At 58.5% G+C, this 14,667-nt stretch carries 13 protein-coding genes and 1 pseudogene; 5 read left to right on the top strand and 9 right to left on the bottom strand.

Annotation, left to right across the window (positions count from 1 at the left end; genetic code table 11):
• Positions 1–190 precede the first annotated feature (190 nt).
• A pseudogene (locus ACA043_RS13835) lies at positions 191–1,474 on the bottom strand (HAMP domain-containing protein); the annotation flags it as partial.
• 228 nt (positions 1,475–1,702) lie between these two features.
• Here ACA043_RS13835 and ACA043_RS13840 point away from each other — a divergent pair.
• On the top strand, positions 1,703–2,242 hold the full coding sequence (locus ACA043_RS13840) for a hypothetical protein (RefSeq protein ID WP_187678329.1): 540 nt from the start codon (positions 1,703–1,705) through the stop codon (positions 2,240–2,242).
• A 40-nt stretch (positions 2,243–2,282) separates the two neighbouring features.
• Here ACA043_RS13840 and ACA043_RS13845 read toward each other — a convergent pair whose 3' ends face one another.
• The 5 genes from ACA043_RS13845 to ACA043_RS13865 are packed head-to-tail and all read right to left on the bottom strand — an operon-like array spanning position 2,283 to position 9,333.
• Positions 2,283–3,206: a GNAT family N-acetyltransferase gene (locus ACA043_RS13845; RefSeq protein ID WP_489879834.1), complete on the bottom strand. Its 924-nt coding sequence runs from the start codon at positions 3,204–3,206 to the stop codon at positions 2,283–2,285.
• Entirely contained in the window at positions 3,184–4,494 is a 1,311-nt protein-coding gene (locus ACA043_RS13850) for a phenylacetate--CoA ligase family protein (RefSeq protein WP_497659471.1), read from the bottom strand. The genes ACA043_RS13845 and ACA043_RS13850 overlap by 23 nt, the downstream gene beginning before the upstream one ends.
• Before the next feature lie 43 nt (positions 4,495–4,537).
• On the bottom strand, positions 4,538–6,943 hold the full coding sequence (locus ACA043_RS13855) for an aldehyde dehydrogenase family protein (protein ID WP_497659472.1): 2,406 nt from the start codon (positions 6,941–6,943) through the stop codon (positions 4,538–4,540).
• 1 nt (position 6,944) lies between these two features.
• Positions 6,945–8,075 (bottom strand): LuxE/PaaK family acyltransferase, encoded by a 1,131-nt coding sequence (locus tag ACA043_RS13860; RefSeq protein WP_497659473.1) that lies wholly within the window; start codon positions 8,073–8,075, stop codon positions 6,945–6,947.
• Between the two features lie 10 nt (positions 8,076–8,085).
• Positions 8,086–9,333 carry an MFS transporter gene (locus tag ACA043_RS13865; protein WP_497659474.1) on the bottom strand — a complete coding sequence of 416 codons (1,248 nt, stop codon included), beginning with the start codon at positions 9,331–9,333 and terminating at the stop codon, positions 8,086–8,088.
• Between the two features lie 85 nt (positions 9,334–9,418).
• Between ACA043_RS13865 and ACA043_RS13870 the strand changes: the two genes are divergently transcribed.
• Positions 9,419–9,595 carry a hypothetical protein gene (locus ACA043_RS13870; RefSeq protein WP_497659475.1) on the top strand — a complete coding sequence of 59 codons (177 nt, stop codon included), beginning with the start codon at positions 9,419–9,421 and terminating at the stop codon, positions 9,593–9,595.
• Positions 9,596–9,606: 11 nt separating this feature from the next.
• On the opposite strand, the gene ACA043_RS13875 is transcribed toward ACA043_RS13870, so the two are convergent.
• Positions 9,607–9,747, bottom strand: a complete 141-nt coding sequence (locus ACA043_RS13875) for a hypothetical protein (RefSeq protein ID WP_187678336.1) — start codon at positions 9,745–9,747, stop codon at positions 9,607–9,609.
• Positions 9,748–9,904: 157 nt separating this feature from the next.
• On the opposite strand from ACA043_RS13875, the gene ACA043_RS13880 reads away from it, so the two are divergent.
• On the top strand, positions 9,905–10,093 hold the full coding sequence (locus ACA043_RS13880) for a hypothetical protein (RefSeq protein ID WP_187678337.1): 189 nt from the start codon (positions 9,905–9,907) through the stop codon (positions 10,091–10,093).
• Positions 10,094–10,111: 18 nt separating this feature from the next.
• Here the strand turns inward: ACA043_RS13880 and ACA043_RS13885 are convergent, their stop codons facing one another.
• On the bottom strand, positions 10,112–10,489 hold the full coding sequence (locus ACA043_RS13885; protein WP_497659476.1) for a fe2+ zn2+ uptake regulation protein: 378 nt from the start codon (positions 10,487–10,489) through the stop codon (positions 10,112–10,114).
• Between the two features lie 300 nt (positions 10,490–10,789).
• On the opposite strand from ACA043_RS13885, the gene pvdQ reads away from it, so the two are divergent.
• The gene (gene pvdQ / locus ACA043_RS13890) at positions 10,790–13,135 is read left to right on the top strand and encodes a bifunctional acylase PvdQ (protein WP_497659477.1); all 2,346 of its coding nucleotides are present in this window, start codon (positions 10,790–10,792) and stop codon (positions 13,133–13,135) included.
• Between the two features lie 55 nt (positions 13,136–13,190).
• Here pvdQ and ACA043_RS13895 read toward each other — a convergent pair whose 3' ends face one another.
• Entirely contained in the window at positions 13,191–14,192 is a 1,002-nt protein-coding gene (locus ACA043_RS13895; protein WP_489879841.1) for a FecR family protein, read from the bottom strand.
• A 152-nt stretch (positions 14,193–14,344) separates the two neighbouring features.
• On the opposite strand from ACA043_RS13895, the gene ACA043_RS13900 reads away from it, so the two are divergent.
• A complete protein-coding gene (locus tag ACA043_RS13900; protein ID WP_305443496.1) occupies positions 14,345–14,614 on the top strand; it encodes a PepSY domain-containing protein in 270 nt (89 codons plus the stop codon).
• The last annotated feature ends 53 nt before the right edge of the window (positions 14,615–14,667 follow it).

The following is a 14,667-nucleotide window of genomic DNA, read 5'->3' on the forward strand; positions in this document are numbered from 1 at the left end:
CGGCGTTCTGCGCCACGCTCTCGGCGGTCGAACTCATTTCGGTGATAGCGGTAACGGTCTGATCGGTTTCCGAAGCGTGGCGTAACAGGATCTGGCTGGTGTGCGCCGAGGTGCGCTGCAGGTTGTCCAGACTCGACGCCATGGCGCCGGTGGCCTGGGTGACCTCGCCGATCATGTTTTGCAGGTAAGTGATAAAGGTGTTGACCGAATGGCCGATGGCGCCGAGTTCGTCTTCGGCGCGGATGGTGATGCGTCGGGTCAGGTCGGCATCGCCGCTGGAGAGCAGGTCGATGTTGGCTTTCAAGGCTTTCATGCGCTGCACCAACTGGCGAATCGCATAGAGTTGCAACAGCACCAGCAGGATCACCATCGGGATCTGCAACAGGCTCAGCGTGCTGAGCACGTCGTCGCGCTGGGCGGTGAGCATTTTCGTCGGCAGGGCAGTGGCGAGGAACCACGGCGTGCCTTCGATCGGGCGCATGAAGAAGGTGCTGGCTTCACCGTTGTTGTCGAACTCGACACGTTGCGCCTGATCGCGGTTTTGCAGGCCGGTTTTGACTTGACTGGCGAAGGTGGAGCTGGCGGCCAGTTCGCTGATGTTCTTCAGCACGATCGGGCCACTGATGCGCGAACTGTTGCTGATGATCTTGCCGTCGGCCTCGACGATCAGCATTTCAGCGTTGAGGTCTTTTTCCTTGCGGGCCACCAGGTCATTGAAGAAGCCCAGTGTCACGTCGATGGTCGACACGCCCCAGGCGTTGCCGTTCTTCTGAATGGCCATGGCGCAGTTGGTGCGCGGCTCGGCGCTGGCGTCGTCCTTGTAGGCCGCGGCCCAGGCGCACTGACCGCGTGGCGTAGCCATGCCGCCCTTGTACCAGCTCTGGTCGTAATAGTTGGGGGCCGCGTCACTGTTCCAGAACGTGTTGACCGCCAGTTTGCCCGAGGCATCGCGGTGCCAGAAGGTGCTGAACTTGTCGCGCCCGGTTTCACGTTGGCCCGGTAGAGGCCAGATGCCGCCGCCGAACACCTTCAGCTCGCCGTACTGATCCACCAGACCCGGCAACACCGAGTCGATGGCCGCGCTGTCGAGCAGTGGGATGGTCTGGGTGATGCTGCGCTGTTGCGCCTGAACCTTGTTCAGTTCGCCCTGAATCTGTTCGGCGACTTCGGCGATGCGGTTGAGCACTACCTGTTCTTCGGTATGACGCAGCTTGGGAGCGACCAGTTGGCTGATGCCAACCACGGTCAGTACGGACAACAACAGAATGAACAGAACCAGAAACAGCGTGTAGCGAGCCTGAATGGTGCGGAATGCGGGCATGGAGACCGGTCCTTGAGCTGCGTTTCTTATTAGGGGGCGTGGGGTAAACAGTGGGGGTATGCCTAACGTATCGTCGCTATGTCGAGAAGCTTTAGGTACAGGCGTACTAAAAAGACGCGACCCGATGGCCGGGAGGTATCCGGTTTGATACATACAAACTAACCAGGCGGTTCGTTAGTGCAAAAAGCCTAATGAAAATTGTCTGGAAGAGAACTTGCGGGCCAGCATTTACGGGCGTTTGTCGATTTGTATCGAGAATGTACAAGAATTGTAAACGGATGCATGAAAAGAGTTGGTGCCATTAGTTGGCCGGTAGATACTTCTGCGCATTCAAGTCGATCAAAAGGACATTTTCATGCTCGTCTTTCAAGGAGCTTACCCATGACTATCGGCTACACCGGGGCCTGGCAAAGCAAGGCAGGTCTGTTGGTACAGGACACCGGTACTCGCGGAAAACCGGTAACGCAAAGCGCCAAGGTCAAGCAAATGCTGAACCTGGTGGGCAATGATCCCAACGCGCTCAACATCGCTGAAATGGACAGACAAAAGCTGCACAAAAACGTCAAGGGCTTCGATCCGGAAAACGTCTCGGCCAAAAGTCTGGGCAATCTGAGTGCTTTTCTGCGCGGACGTGGATTGATATCCGAGATCACCGCCATGACGCTGCTTAATGCTGGCGACAAGTTTGATCGGTTCGGCGTGCCGAAAGACCCCGACGCCAAGTTCAACGCGCTGGAATACTTCGCCACGCAGTTGGATACCATCCAGACCAACAACATCAAGGGCGACAAGTACGCCAATGGCCTGATCCCTGAATACAAAAAGGCCATCTATGTGTTGCAGAACCTCAAGACCTACGGCATGGGTAATGGCCGCAGCGTAGCAACACCGAACGATAAGGGTATCAGCGCCAAGGCCTGAGTTTTGAAAACGGCCCGGTCGCCAGGAGCGGGCCGTTTTTTCAATGCCAGGTGTCTGCGGTTTGCAGTTGCATCTGATCGTGCAGACGTTGCATGTTCGGGCAGTGCAGCGCCAGCGCACGCGGGTGCATACCCCGATGGAAAAGCGCCAGCCATCCCCCTTCATTTCCGTCAACGGGTGCCAGCCCGGTAAACACAAATCCTATGGCTGCCAGTCTGTCCAGGTCGCGGGCAAAGTGCTGCGACAGCCCGAGCCGGATAGAAATCAACCAGTGCTGCGGCAGTCGCCGTATCTGTTTTAGCAGGCCAGGGTCCAATTCCTTGATTCGCATGTCATGCCGATTGGCGTGTTGTTCAAGTTGAATCGCCGGGCCACGCCATTGAATCATTTGCTCCTGTGTACCGAATACCCGACACAGATGCTGCATGAAGGCCCGGCAACTGGCCGGCCAGGTCTGCCTGGGCAAAGGGCGTTGATAGCCGTCGATGACGCGACAGCCCAGGACAATCGATTCAGGCGCCGGGCTACCGAACGGTGAGGGCACGTAATCCGGCAACAGTCCGGTGTTGTGGAAGCCGAGGGTGGTTGCCATGCGTTGCGTGTACGGATGATGGGTCACCTGTTTGATTGATACGTCGTGACAGCCAAGCGCTTGTGCGTGCGCCAGCAGTTGCTGGCCCAGGCGCGTGGCGATGTTTTGCCCGCGGGTATCAGGATGTACGGCGCTCAATGCCAGCTCGGCGGTGTACGAGTTCGTGTCGCGAAACAGCGTGGCGTGGCCGCGAATCTGTTGCCCGACCACGGCGACAAGCGAGTGCCAGCGCTTGTCGGCGTGGTTCTGGCTGATCAGATGCGGCAGGTACACATGGGGCTGCACGTAATGGTCGCCATAGACCTGCCGGAAAAGTTGGCTGACGGCCGTCGCATCGGTTTCGCGATAGTTACGCAGGATCAACTGTTCCATCGGCCAACTCCTTGTCGTTGTGTTCGTAGCGGCGCAGATCCAGCACGCGCAGGCATTTGCCCGAGCGAGGATGGCGTGGCAGATCTTCAAGCGTGCAACAGCGCACTTGCAGATCCATAAGTTGGTCTGCCTGCAGTTGCGTGATCAACGGGTACAACTCGATAAGCCCGGCCTCCAGCCCCAGATTGACCTCGGCCATGGTGGTGGATTGGGCGGTTGCCACCCATTTCAGGCTCAATACGTCCTTGTGCGCGACCTGTTCTATGACCAGTTGCCAGTCGTCACTGGCGGCGGTGCGTCGAACCAGTTCGGCGAGTTCATCAGGGATCAGCGACAAAATACCCACCCGTACCCGTTGGCTGTTCGCGCTGCGGCCCTTGAGTGCGAATTTGCGCTGCGCAGTGCCGGCGGGCTCGCGCCAGCAGGCACGGTCGCCAACCGGGTAACGAATCAACGGCATCAGGCGCCGGTTGAAGTTGGTGATCACCAACAAGCCCGCGTGATCGCACGCCTCGATCACCTCACCGGACTGTTCGTCGATGATCTCCAGAAGGGCGTGACCGTCATGCATGCGATGCTCGCCGTCGGCACAGTCGCGATGGTTAGCGCCGATGAAGCCGGCATCGACGCTGGCGTAACCGATAGAGCTGATGCGCGCATTGGGAAACGCCCGGTTGAGGAGGTGGCGCTGTGAAGCAAACAGACTTTCTCCACCATAGAGCAGGGTATCAACGCCGGACAGTGTCTGCCCCCGATGCTTGAGCCAGCTCGCAAAGGTCAGCAGGTGGGCGGGCAAGCCTGCCAGCACATTGATCCGATTCTGCATGATCGCTTCGGCCAGAACGGCCGAATCGACATCGCCAGTGAATGGAAATTCGGTGATATTTTCAGCCACATTTGCAAGGGAGTCGTGGATGAACAGGAAACTGGCGTAGAGATCACCTGCAAAGAACAGGTTGGCCACTCGGTCACCGGATTTGAATTGCCAATTCAGGCTGCTACCGAACTCACGCACCAACCCGCGCCATTCATCCCGGGTATACACCGAAAGTTTGCCGGCACTGTTTGAACCGCCGGTTTTAAATACCAGTGCCTGTTCTACCGATCCTGTCAGAACCGGCCAATGGCTGAGGATCTGACTGTCGCTCCAATATTCAACCGGATCAATCAGGGGTAGTTGTGTGAGCGATGTAATTGTGTCGGGAATATAAGCGAAGTGTTTCCCATAATAGTGCGAGTGATGGCGAGCAAACGTTATCAACTCGTTTACGGAATCAGTTGTTTTCACAGCGTTCTCTTTTTCAATAAAGGGCTAATCGAATTCGTGGTTTTTATTGACGTCGCGAATCAATCAATAACGGTGTTTTGCCGCTGTGTTTGTTTCGCGTGAAGTTTTGCGTGGCGCAGACCTCAACTTCCAGAACCAACAGAGCGGTTTCAATAACGGTCGCCAGCGTGGGGTAATTTGCTAACCGGGCCCGGACTTCCTGTGCGTTGAGCTCGCTACGCAGTTGCATGCGCTCGAGGCCGTCGGGCGCATGATCGAGCAGCAGTTGAAACGGCACTTGCAGGTGCGACGCCAATTCGCTCAATGAAATGAAGTCGGTGCCGATGCGGATCAGCTTGCCGTGGCGTTGCAGCAGTTCGAAGCGCGGTGAGGTCAGTCCGCAGGCGCAGGGGCCGGACAACCAGCGTCCGCTGTCACCGACGTCGTACCGCTGAACGTGCTGCCCTTCCCGTGCGATGGAGGTGAACAGCAGTCGGCCGGTTTCATCGTCAGCCACGGGGCGATCATCGTCGAACGCGACGATTTCCAGATGCTGGGTGTCGGTCATCAGATGGAACACGCCATCGCCTGTCGCTTGGCAGGCGTGACCGAGGGGGCCGGCGTCGACGCTGCCGTAGATCGCCGAGCGGATGCTGGACACGCCGCAACTGCGCAGCAGTGTCCGGCTCTGTTCGCTCAGGTGCTCGCCGCCGAGATACACCTTGTCGATCCCGCCATAGGCTTGCAGTCGTTGCCGTTCGTTGAGGAACAGGCGGTGCAGAGTACTTGGCATACCCATCAGTACGGTCACGCGCTGATCGACGATCAGTTGGGCGATTTCACGGTAATCATCGTCGGTCGGGGCACCCATGGGCAGGTGCGTGATGTCGAGCAGCTCGAGCACTTTGGCAAAGCTCAGAAAGCCGCCGTACAGCCCGCCACAGAAGAACAGATTCATTACCCGATCCCGCGATGGGTCGAGGCCCGCGGCGAACAAACCGTCGGCGGTTGCGCGCATCTGTCGCTGGAAATCGCGATGGCTGTAACCCGACAACGCCGGTGTACCGCTGCTGCCTCCCGAACGGAAATACAACTGGGCTTGTGCGTTGATCGGCTGGGCGATGAACGCTTCTTTGTTCATGATCGGCCGGCCGGGAAGCAACGCGGGCGTTGGCGTGCGGTCGAGGGTGACATGGTTTGCCAGCACTGCGGCAGGCAAGCTGACAGACACGCGCCGGCTGAGCCGTTGCAACGCATAGACGCCATCGTGCGGTTCACCGTCATAGCCATCGTGGATGCCGTCGATTGGCGCGATACGTGTCACACCGGCAGAAATCAACGTCCGGGCCAGTTCGCCGATGTGCGAGTCGGCGCACAGCAGGGCACAGCTTTGCAGGACATTGCGCCATGGCAGCAGAGAGGCAGTGATCAGCGCTCGGGGCACGGGATGCAGCAGCACACTGCGAAACAATGGCGAAGGACCGAGTTGGCGCTCATGTGCCCAGATCACCCGCCAGCCTGGTGCGCTCCAGACATGGCCGGTTTGATCGGCAAAACTTTGCGCCAGCCGGGACATTTGCATGTGCGTGGTGATTTGCGACGCCTCTTGAGGCGTGGGCAGCAGTGCCGGCCATTGCCCGCTGCGCCGTTCGAAAGCCGCAGCCAGGCGTTCACCGATGTCGCGCAGCACTGCCGGGTCGTCGCTGTCCACCAACAACCATTGCGGGCTTGAGCAGGCCTGCTGATCCAGCCGACAGACTTCATCCGCCACAGCGTCCAGGGCCTGCGGCGTGGCGGCATCGGCTGTCAGGTAGACGAAGCTGATGCGGTGTCCCCAATCGATCCAGCGGCAGCCCGCTGGAATCTGTTGACGAATCGCTTGCAGGGCCGATTCACCGCCCCAGGCCGCGACACCGTTGGCGCGTTGGCACAATCGGCCAATCTGCGCAGTGCCGACCGGCAATACGGCAACGTAACCGGCGAGTTGTCCGCTCGGGTCGCATTGCTGCAAAGCGTCGAGCAGTCGGGCGGTCAGATGCTGATCGCTGCTGCTGGGGCGCAACCAATTGACGTTGCCCGCCAGCAGGCTTTCCAGTACCGCGCAGAATGCCAGCAGCGGCGCGTTACCCGGGGTGATGTGCACCACCAACCCGAGCGGACTCCAGCATTCGAAGCGCGCTTGCCGATAATCGATCCGGCGCAAAGAGTCGGGCTGCGTGCCGAGTTCGCGTTGCAGTTTGACCTGCAATTTTTCCGCGGCGCAGAAGTCGATCAGGCCTTGCCGTTGTTCGGTATCGAGTGCGAACGCGTCGGGGGTGTCGCGCAATTGCTCGGCAAAGCGTGTGGCGGCCGTCACCACGGTGCTGCTTTCAAGCGGCGTACTCAGGTGCTGCGCAAGATCCTGTTGCAGGCATTCAAGTGCGTCTTCGAAGTTGTAGGTGTCGTGCAGATGCCCATTTATCAAATACATCTCAGTGCCCCCCCAGCAATTCGGCTGCCGCCATCGCGCAGCTTCTGCCCGCCGTTGTACCGGCGCGGCCATGCAGTTCGAACCAATCGTTGGCCAGTCCACAGCCGCAACTCGCGCCGGGGTGTAGCGTGGCCAGGTCACTCATCACGACGGCATGCGCAGGGCTGGACGAGATGTAGGGTGAGACAAAACTCAGCAAACCTTTTTGACCGTAGGGCAGTAGGGATAAATCTGCCGGATTGCGAACAAATACCTTCGAATAGACCGGGACATGGAAATGGTGCCGAGTACATTCGATGTAAGGCACGGCGTGCTCGACGGCGCCGTAGCCATCGCGACAACGGGACGTTTCAATGCCCAATTGCCGGTGGATGCGGGCATAGAGCTGCTGTCTGGGGATCTCGTCGGCGGCCTGGGTTTTCCAGCCACCACCGAAGAAGGCCAGCGAGTCTGCGGGCAATTGAATATTGCCCACGCCGGTGTCCTGCATGCGTTGCAGGGTTTGCCAGAGAAAGGCCGGAAAGCCGAGGATGCGCACCGGCAGACCTTCTTCGGCGAACGACTGCAAGGCCTGGATGACGCCGAACACGTCGAATTGATGGCCGTTACCATTGTTGCGCAGGGCGTAGACCACGCGATGGGGAGGGGCGAAACGACACAGAAACTGATCGGTGAACGAGGTCCCCAAGGTGATGCGACCTTGCGGCTCATAACTGAGCAGCAGGTAGTTGCACGGCGTGTCCGGGGTGTCCCAGCCGTAGTGACGGAAAATCTGCGCGACCATGAATTGGGCGGCGGCCAGGCTGCGCTCGTCATAGCGCATGCGACTTTTCTGGCCGCTGGTGCCGGAGGACGTCAATTCCAGAGCGTCTTCACCAACGCTGCTGAGCAGCAGTTTTTGTTTGAAGTAGTTGGCAAATATCGGCGGCAGGCGTGACCAGTCATCGAGACTCTGCAGATCGTGCGCGTCGAGTCCGTTGGCATTCAACCAATGTTCGTAGCCGGGTGTGTGCTGGCAGTGAAACCGGCTGATTTCGGTCATGGCCTGGTTGAACAGGTCAGGCGGCACTGAATCCACGCAATAGGGGTTTGTCGACGCGCAGAGCGCGTCACTTGAGGGTAAGTGGATCATCAATATTCCTTTATCGAATTGGAGCAGAGGTGGTTTTTGCGCCATGCAAGAAGCCGTGCAGCAAGGGCAGGCACAACAGGCCGCTGAGCGCGGCACACAGGGCTAATAATTCAAGGCGAGTGCCACCGCCGATGGCGGCAATGATTGAGCCGCCGATGCCCATCACGGCAATCGAGATCATGCCGATCATGGCCGAGACCAGACCTTTGCTGTCGTCCGTGCTGAACAACGCCAGGCGATACAGCGCGGCATTGCTGATGCCCAGTCCCACGGCGTATAGCGCCAGACCGGCCACCACTGGCGCCAGGCCAGCGCCGAGCAACGCGCAACCCATCAGCGCCAGCAGGCCCAGGCAGAGCGGCCAAAGCGCCAGTCGAATCAAGCGGGGTAGCGTGTGAGTGACCAGCAAGCGGTCGAGGATCAGATTCCCGGCAATCACGGCTGAGAAGATCGGGATTTGCCACAGGCCGTATTGCAGGGATGTCAGGCCCGACACCTGGATCAGCAGCAACGGTGACAGCCCGATCCAGGCGATCAGCGGCAAGCTCATCAGGCCCAGCGCGAGGCTTGCGCCAAGGAACCTGCGGTTGCCGAGCAGGGCAAGGTAGCGCTGTCGCGTCTGAGCAACGGAGAAAGCGCGCGACGCTGGTTGGCACCCATCCCGGCGCACAACGCCTACGGTCTCCGGCATGCAGGCGTACAGCCCCAGCCAGACGGCACCCGCTATCAAGCCCAGACCCAGAAACAATTCGCGCCAGGTCAACCATTCCAGCAGCAGGCTGCCGAGTAACGGGCCAAGTAACGGTGACAGCAGCGCGACATTGCCGAGCAGAGCCATCAGGCGCACGGCATCCGCCTCGCAGAATACTTCTTGGAGCGCCGGATAACTGACCGCCACGACAAAACCCAGGCCCATGCCTTGTACAAGACGCAGCAGATTGAACGTTTCAATGCTGTTGGTGATGAATGCCGCTGTACAGGAGGCGGCGAACAGCGCGCAGCCGCAAAGCAATACCGGCCGTCGACCCCATTGGTCCGACAGCGGTCCGATCAGCCATTGCAGGCAGACTCCTCCCAACAGATAAAGATTGAACGCGTAGGGAACATGATGGGCATCCGCTTGTAATTCTGCGGTGACGTTCAACATGGCCGGCATAATCAAGTCGCTGGCCATATAGGTCAGTAGTTCAAAAACGGTAAGCGCCAGACAAAAGCCGATCAATTGTCTGGGGCCGATTTTTATTAATGTTCTGTGCATGGACATCCCTGTTTAAAGTCTCGAAAGAGTTGCCAGAGACTAGGTGCAGATGTTCGCGTCGCCTAACGCTTTGCTGAGACATTAAATGTCCAATGCTTTCAGGTTGTTTAATGGATCCAATATTTCCGTAGTGCCGGAAATTGCCGGCGGTTGGCAAGTTCCGAGGCAAAAAAATGCCCGCGAAGTGGCGGGCATTGTTTTCAAGTTGATCGGGGTTGTGGCGCTCCTGCCCGGTACATTTTTGGCCGGGCGGGCGGGGTGAGTTGTGCTGTTCTAGCGGTGTTGATAATAGCCAGGGCCTCCCTGGTAAAAACGATGATGATCGCCATGCCCACCGCCGTGGGGGAAGATGATGCAACCACTCAGGGTCAGCAGGGCGAGAACGGGAATCAGCCAGGTGATTCGACGCAGCATTTGAAAGTTCCTCATGGTAATGCCGTCATGAAGCCAAAACTCTTCATCGGCTGTAACATGAGACCCCGATTGCTGCGGCGCATCCCCGTAAAACGGTAAGTGCATGGCATGCAAGCGGATACAAACCGGATACATTCCAAAGTTTCAGGAAACCGCAATGACCCAGAAGCAACGCTTGATTTATTCGATTCTGATCGCCGTGTCTGTGCTGGCGATCATGCTCGGCCTGTCCTGGCTGCAAAACGCCGGGAAGATCGATGAAAAGACGTTCCAGTACATCGCCATTGGTGTGGCAGTGGTCGTGGTGATTATCAACGGCGTGATGCGCCGCAAGGTCAAACCCTGACGGCGATCGCCAAGCGCTTCAATCGTTGTTGAGGACGGCAGCAGCCTGTGGATGCAGGCTGTAGCTCTTGTCCGCATTGAAGGTGACCACCCCCTCGGCGCACAAACGTTTGAGCACTTCGCGCACACTGAGGAAGGACAGCGGAATATCCAGGTCCAGCAATTGGCTGTGGACGCCGCGCACGCCCAGGCGACGGTCGCTTTGCGCCGCAACCAGCAGGGCATCGATGACTTTCAGACGAATCAGGCTGGTGCGCAGCCCGAAACTTTTCAGCAGCAGGCGGATGCGTTCGTTGCCGTGACGCTCGACGCGTTGCCCGAAATCGCTCGCGTGGGGGCTCATGGAAGCTCCTTTTGGGGCCTGGCTACCGTCCGTTGGTAGTTGCGAGTTGTACATGCGATTACTCCTTTTCAGAGCCTGATCGGGAAAGGTTTTTGTGAACTCTCTAAACAAGACGTATCAGCTCGACAAATCATGAAAGAAAAAATGTAGAAAATTTGTCGGAAATTCGTCTTTTGCTTGTAATCACTGCCTTAACGCCCTGCGGCGGGCTAAATTTTTTTTCTCCGGCTTCGTTCTCAGGACAGGCTCATTGCGCGTGGACGCGTGGGTGTTTCCAGAGTGGATCCGCTGCCCGGCATGTTTTTCGCGCGGCAACGCCAGATCCGCTCTTCGGTATTTCGATCAGGAGCGAGCGTGATTATTTCCAGGCAATTAACCGGAGTGACCCTAGCCGGTATGTTTTTCGGGCTGAGCCTGTCCGCTCAGGCGTTCAGCCCGGCCGTCGATACCAGTGCACAGATCCGCCGTACCGGTTTTGGTGTGCCGCATATCCGCGCTCAAGATGAACGCGGTCTTGGTTTCGGCATCGGTTATGCCTATGCGCAGGACAACCTGTGTCTGTTGGCCAACGAGATCGTCACGGTCAACGGCCAGCGTTCACGCTATTTCGGCCCGGATCAATTCACCGTCGAGCAGCGCGAAAACCGCGTCAGCGATGTGTTCTTCACCTGGCTAAACACCCCTGAGGCGGTCAAAACGTTCTGGCAGGCACAGCCTGCCCAGGTGCGTGATCTGGTCGAGGGTTATGCCGCCGGCTACAACCACTACCTTGCCGAACGCCGACCGCAAGGCTTGCCGCAACAATGTCAGGGCGAGTGGGTGCGTGACATAGCGCCTGAAGATCTGGTGAAGCTGACCCGTCGCCTGTTGGTCGAAGGCGGTGTCGGCCAGTTTGCCGAAGCGCTGGCGGGTGCCACACCGCCACAGGCGACGGCGCAGGTTGAACACGATGCACACGCCTACCAGATGGCGGACGCCCGCCAGCAGCGCTTTGCCCTCGATCGTGGCAGCAACGCCGTGGCGGTGGGCAGTGAGCGTTCGTTCAACGGTCGCGGGATGCTGTTGGCCAACCCGCATTTTCCGTGGGTCGGCGGTATGCGCTTCTATCAAATGCACCTGACCATTCCCGGCAAACTGGATGTCATGGGGGCTGCCTTGCCGGGCCTGCCGATGATCAACATCGGCTTCAACCAGCACCTGGCCTGGACCCACACGGTCGATTCCTCCAAGCACTTCACGTTGTATCGCCTGCAACTCGACCCAAAAGACCCGACGCGATATCTGCTTGATGGCCAATCACTGCCGATGAGCAAGCAGACCGTGACTGTGCAGGTCAAACAGGCCGACGGGCAGGTGGTACCGGTCATGCGCGACATCTACAGCTCGAAATTCGGGCCGATTGTGCAATGGCCGGGCAAACTCGACTGGGACAATCAGTTCGCCTACAGCCTGCGTGATGCCAACCTCGATAACGATCGCGTGCTGAAGCAGTGGTATGCGATGAATCAGGCCGCCACGCTCCAGGATTTGCAGGATTCGGTGCACAAGATTCAAGGCATTCCATGGGTCAATACGCTCGCCGTGGATGACAAGGGTCAGACGCTGTACATGAACCTGTCGGTGGTGCCGAACGTCAGTAATGAAAAACTGGCCAAGTGCAGCGACCCGCGCGCCGGTACGCGGATGATCGTGCTGGACGGCTCCCACAGCGGCTGTGCCTGGGACATCGACCCGCAAGCCGCGCAGAAGGGTATTTATGCTTCCAGCCAATTGCCGCAATTGCTGCGCAAGGACTTCGTCCAGCACTCCAACGATTCCGCGTGGCTGGCCAACCCGGCGCAACCGCTCACCGGCTTCTCGCCACTGATCAGTCAGGAAGGGCAGCCTTTGGGTCTGCGTTCCCGGTTTGCCCTGGATCGCCTGGCTGGCCTGAGCAAGAAAGGTTCGGTGGCGGTGAAGGATCTGCAGCAGATGGTGATGGACGATCAGGTGTATCTGGCGAGCCAGGTCGTGCCGGATCTGCTGAAGTTCTGCGCAGCGGATCTTGGCGCCGACGCGCAAGCACTGAAGCCGGTCTGTGCCAGCCTGAAGGCGTGGGACGGGCGGGCCAATCTGGATTCGGGTCTGGGTCTGGTGCATTTCCGGAACATCATGCAAACGTTGCAAGAGTCAGCGGATATCTGGCGCGTTGCTTTCGATCCACAAGATGCGCAACACACACCGCGCGGTCTGGCTGTCGAGCAGCCAGCGGTGGCCAGGCAATTGCGCGCAGCAATGCTGGCGTCGGCCGAACTGGCAGGCAAGATGGGCCTCACGCCGCAAACCCGTTGGGGGGATATCCAAGTGGTCAGCAGCGGCGGGCAGCAGACGCCGATTCATGGCGGGCCGGGCACTTTGGGGATCTACAACGCGATCCAGAGCGTGCCACGCGAGGACGGCAAACTTGAGGTGGTCAGCGGCACCAGTTACCTGCAAGTGGTGACGTTCGATGACAAAGGGCCGCACGCACAAGGGTTGTTGGCGTTCTCATTGTCCAGCGATCCGGCATCGAAGTATTCGCGCGATCAGACCGAGGCATTTTCGAAGAAACAGTGGAGTGTGCTGCCGTTTACCGAACAGCAGATCAAGGCCGATCCGCAGTATCAAGTACAGACCATTCGTGAGGCGGTGGACAAGGCGGGGAAAGTCGCCGCGCAGTAAACACGGCATGACCTGAGACACAATTGAAGGCCGCATCCCGAAAGGGGCGCGGCCTTCAGTTTTTTGGCGGTTGTTGCGGCATCGGATTGATCACTGGGTTGCCTTCCTTGTTGCGTGTCAGGTAGACGGGCAAGACTTTTGGCAGGGAGTTGGCCAGGTTGTTCAGCTCTTTGATGTTGTAGATGCCGCCCACCCGAATCAAACCGGTACTGTTGTCAGCCAGCATCAACGGCTTGTCCAGGTAACGGTTGATCAGCGGCAGGGCATCATTGAGCGCCAGATTGTCCAGCACCAGTTTGCCATTGCGCCAGGCCAGCGCAGTGTCGTTGGCGTAGGTCTGGCTGATCTGCGGTATGTAGTCGCCATGTCTGTAACGCGCCTGCATGGCTGGCCCCAGACTCAACCCATCGCCCGGCAAAGCGGTATTACTTTTCACCAGCACCGAACCTTCGATCAGGTTCACCCGCACTTGATCCTCATACATCCAGACGTTGAACCGCGTGCCGGTGACGCGGATCTTGCCTTCACCCGCACGGACGACAAACGGGTGCGCCATGTCGTGACTGACGTTAAAGAACGCTTCACCCTTTTTCAGCGTGACCCGGCGTTCGTCCTTGTAGTTGCTGAAGGTCAGATCAGTGTTCAGGTTGAGTTCGAGTTGGCTGCCGTCGTTCAAGGTGACCTGGCGCACATTGTCGGTGGCCGAGAAGTGCTGATAGCTGTTGGGCACCCAGCCGAGGTTCCAGCCTGTATAAGCGGCCAGCGGCAATGCCAGCGCGCAGACACCTGCGGCGATCGCGTATTGGCGCCACGCGCGCGAAGGCTGGCGAATCGGCACAGCGAGCGTCGGTTCCGGCCGAGGCAAGTGCTCGGCAACGTCCCAGATTTCCAGCATGGCTTCATACTCGAACGCATGCAGGGGATGCGCATCGTGCCATTGTTCGAATGCGCGACGCTCTTCGTCCGTGCAGTCGACGGCATGCAGACGCATGCACCAGTGCGCGGCGGCATCGGTGATCGCATCGTATTCGGCTTCCGAGAGAGTGTCTTGGGTCATTGACTCGTCCTGATTTCGCGCATTCTAACCTTGCCGGGAAGTCACCGAGAACAACCGTCATGGCATTTGCCCATCAAAGTGGAACTTATTTTTCGCTCAGGCGCCCAAAAAACAGGACACCAATGACCACTATCCACAAATGGAGTGAAAAAATGATCAAGAAGACTTTCGCCGCCCTGATTGCTACAGCCACTTTGCTGACTGCGGGTGCAGCGCTGGCGGACAAGCCGGGGGCTGGCTGGATTACCATCGAAAAAGCCATCGAAACAGCCAAGACCAAGGCCGGTTACGTGGAGATTTACAAGATCGAGGCGGATAACGATGGCTACTGGGAGGGCGAAGGACGTAAAGCGGACGGCGTCGTCTATGAGTTCCGTATCGACGGTGCGTCGGGCAATGTGTTGCGTGACCAGAAAGACTGAGTTGCGTACTTGACTGAATGCGCAGGCTTAACCGCCTGCGCATTTTTTTGCGT

The sequence above is a fragment of the Pseudomonas sp. LBUM1648 genome (assembly GCF_059716145.1).

Excerpts from the sequence above, each read along its gene's own strand:
- ACA043_RS13840 (WP_187678329.1), top strand. The coding sequence starts at position 1,703 with ATGACTATCGGCTACACCGGGGCCTGGCAAAGCAAGGCAGGTCTGTTG.
- ACA043_RS13845 (WP_489879834.1), bottom strand. The coding sequence starts at position 3,206 with ATGGAACAGTTGATCCTGCGTAACTATCGCGAAACCGATGCGACGGCC.
- ACA043_RS13855 (WP_497659472.1), bottom strand. The coding sequence starts at position 6,943 with ATGTATTTGATAAATGGGCATCTGCACGACACCTACAACTTCGAAGAC.
- ACA043_RS13860 (WP_497659473.1), bottom strand. The coding sequence starts at position 8,075 with ATGATCCACTTACCCTCAAGTGACGCGCTCTGCGCGTCGACAAACCCC.
- ACA043_RS13865 (WP_497659474.1), bottom strand. The coding sequence starts at position 9,333 with ATGCACAGAACATTAATAAAAATCGGCCCCAGACAATTGATCGGCTTT.
- ACA043_RS13870 (WP_497659475.1), top strand. The coding sequence starts at position 9,419 with ATGTCCAATGCTTTCAGGTTGTTTAATGGATCCAATATTTCCGTAGTG.
- ACA043_RS13875 (WP_187678336.1), bottom strand. The coding sequence starts at position 9,747 with ATGCTGCGTCGAATCACCTGGCTGATTCCCGTTCTCGCCCTGCTGACC.
- ACA043_RS13880 (WP_187678337.1), top strand. The coding sequence starts at position 9,905 with ATGACCCAGAAGCAACGCTTGATTTATTCGATTCTGATCGCCGTGTCT.
- ACA043_RS13885 (WP_497659476.1), bottom strand. The coding sequence starts at position 10,489 with ATGTACAACTCGCAACTACCAACGGACGGTAGCCAGGCCCCAAAAGGA.
- ACA043_RS13895 (WP_489879841.1), bottom strand. The coding sequence starts at position 14,192 with ATGACCCAAGACACTCTCTCGGAAGCCGAATACGATGCGATCACCGAT.
- ACA043_RS13900 (WP_305443496.1), top strand. The coding sequence starts at position 14,345 with ATGATCAAGAAGACTTTCGCCGCCCTGATTGCTACAGCCACTTTGCTG.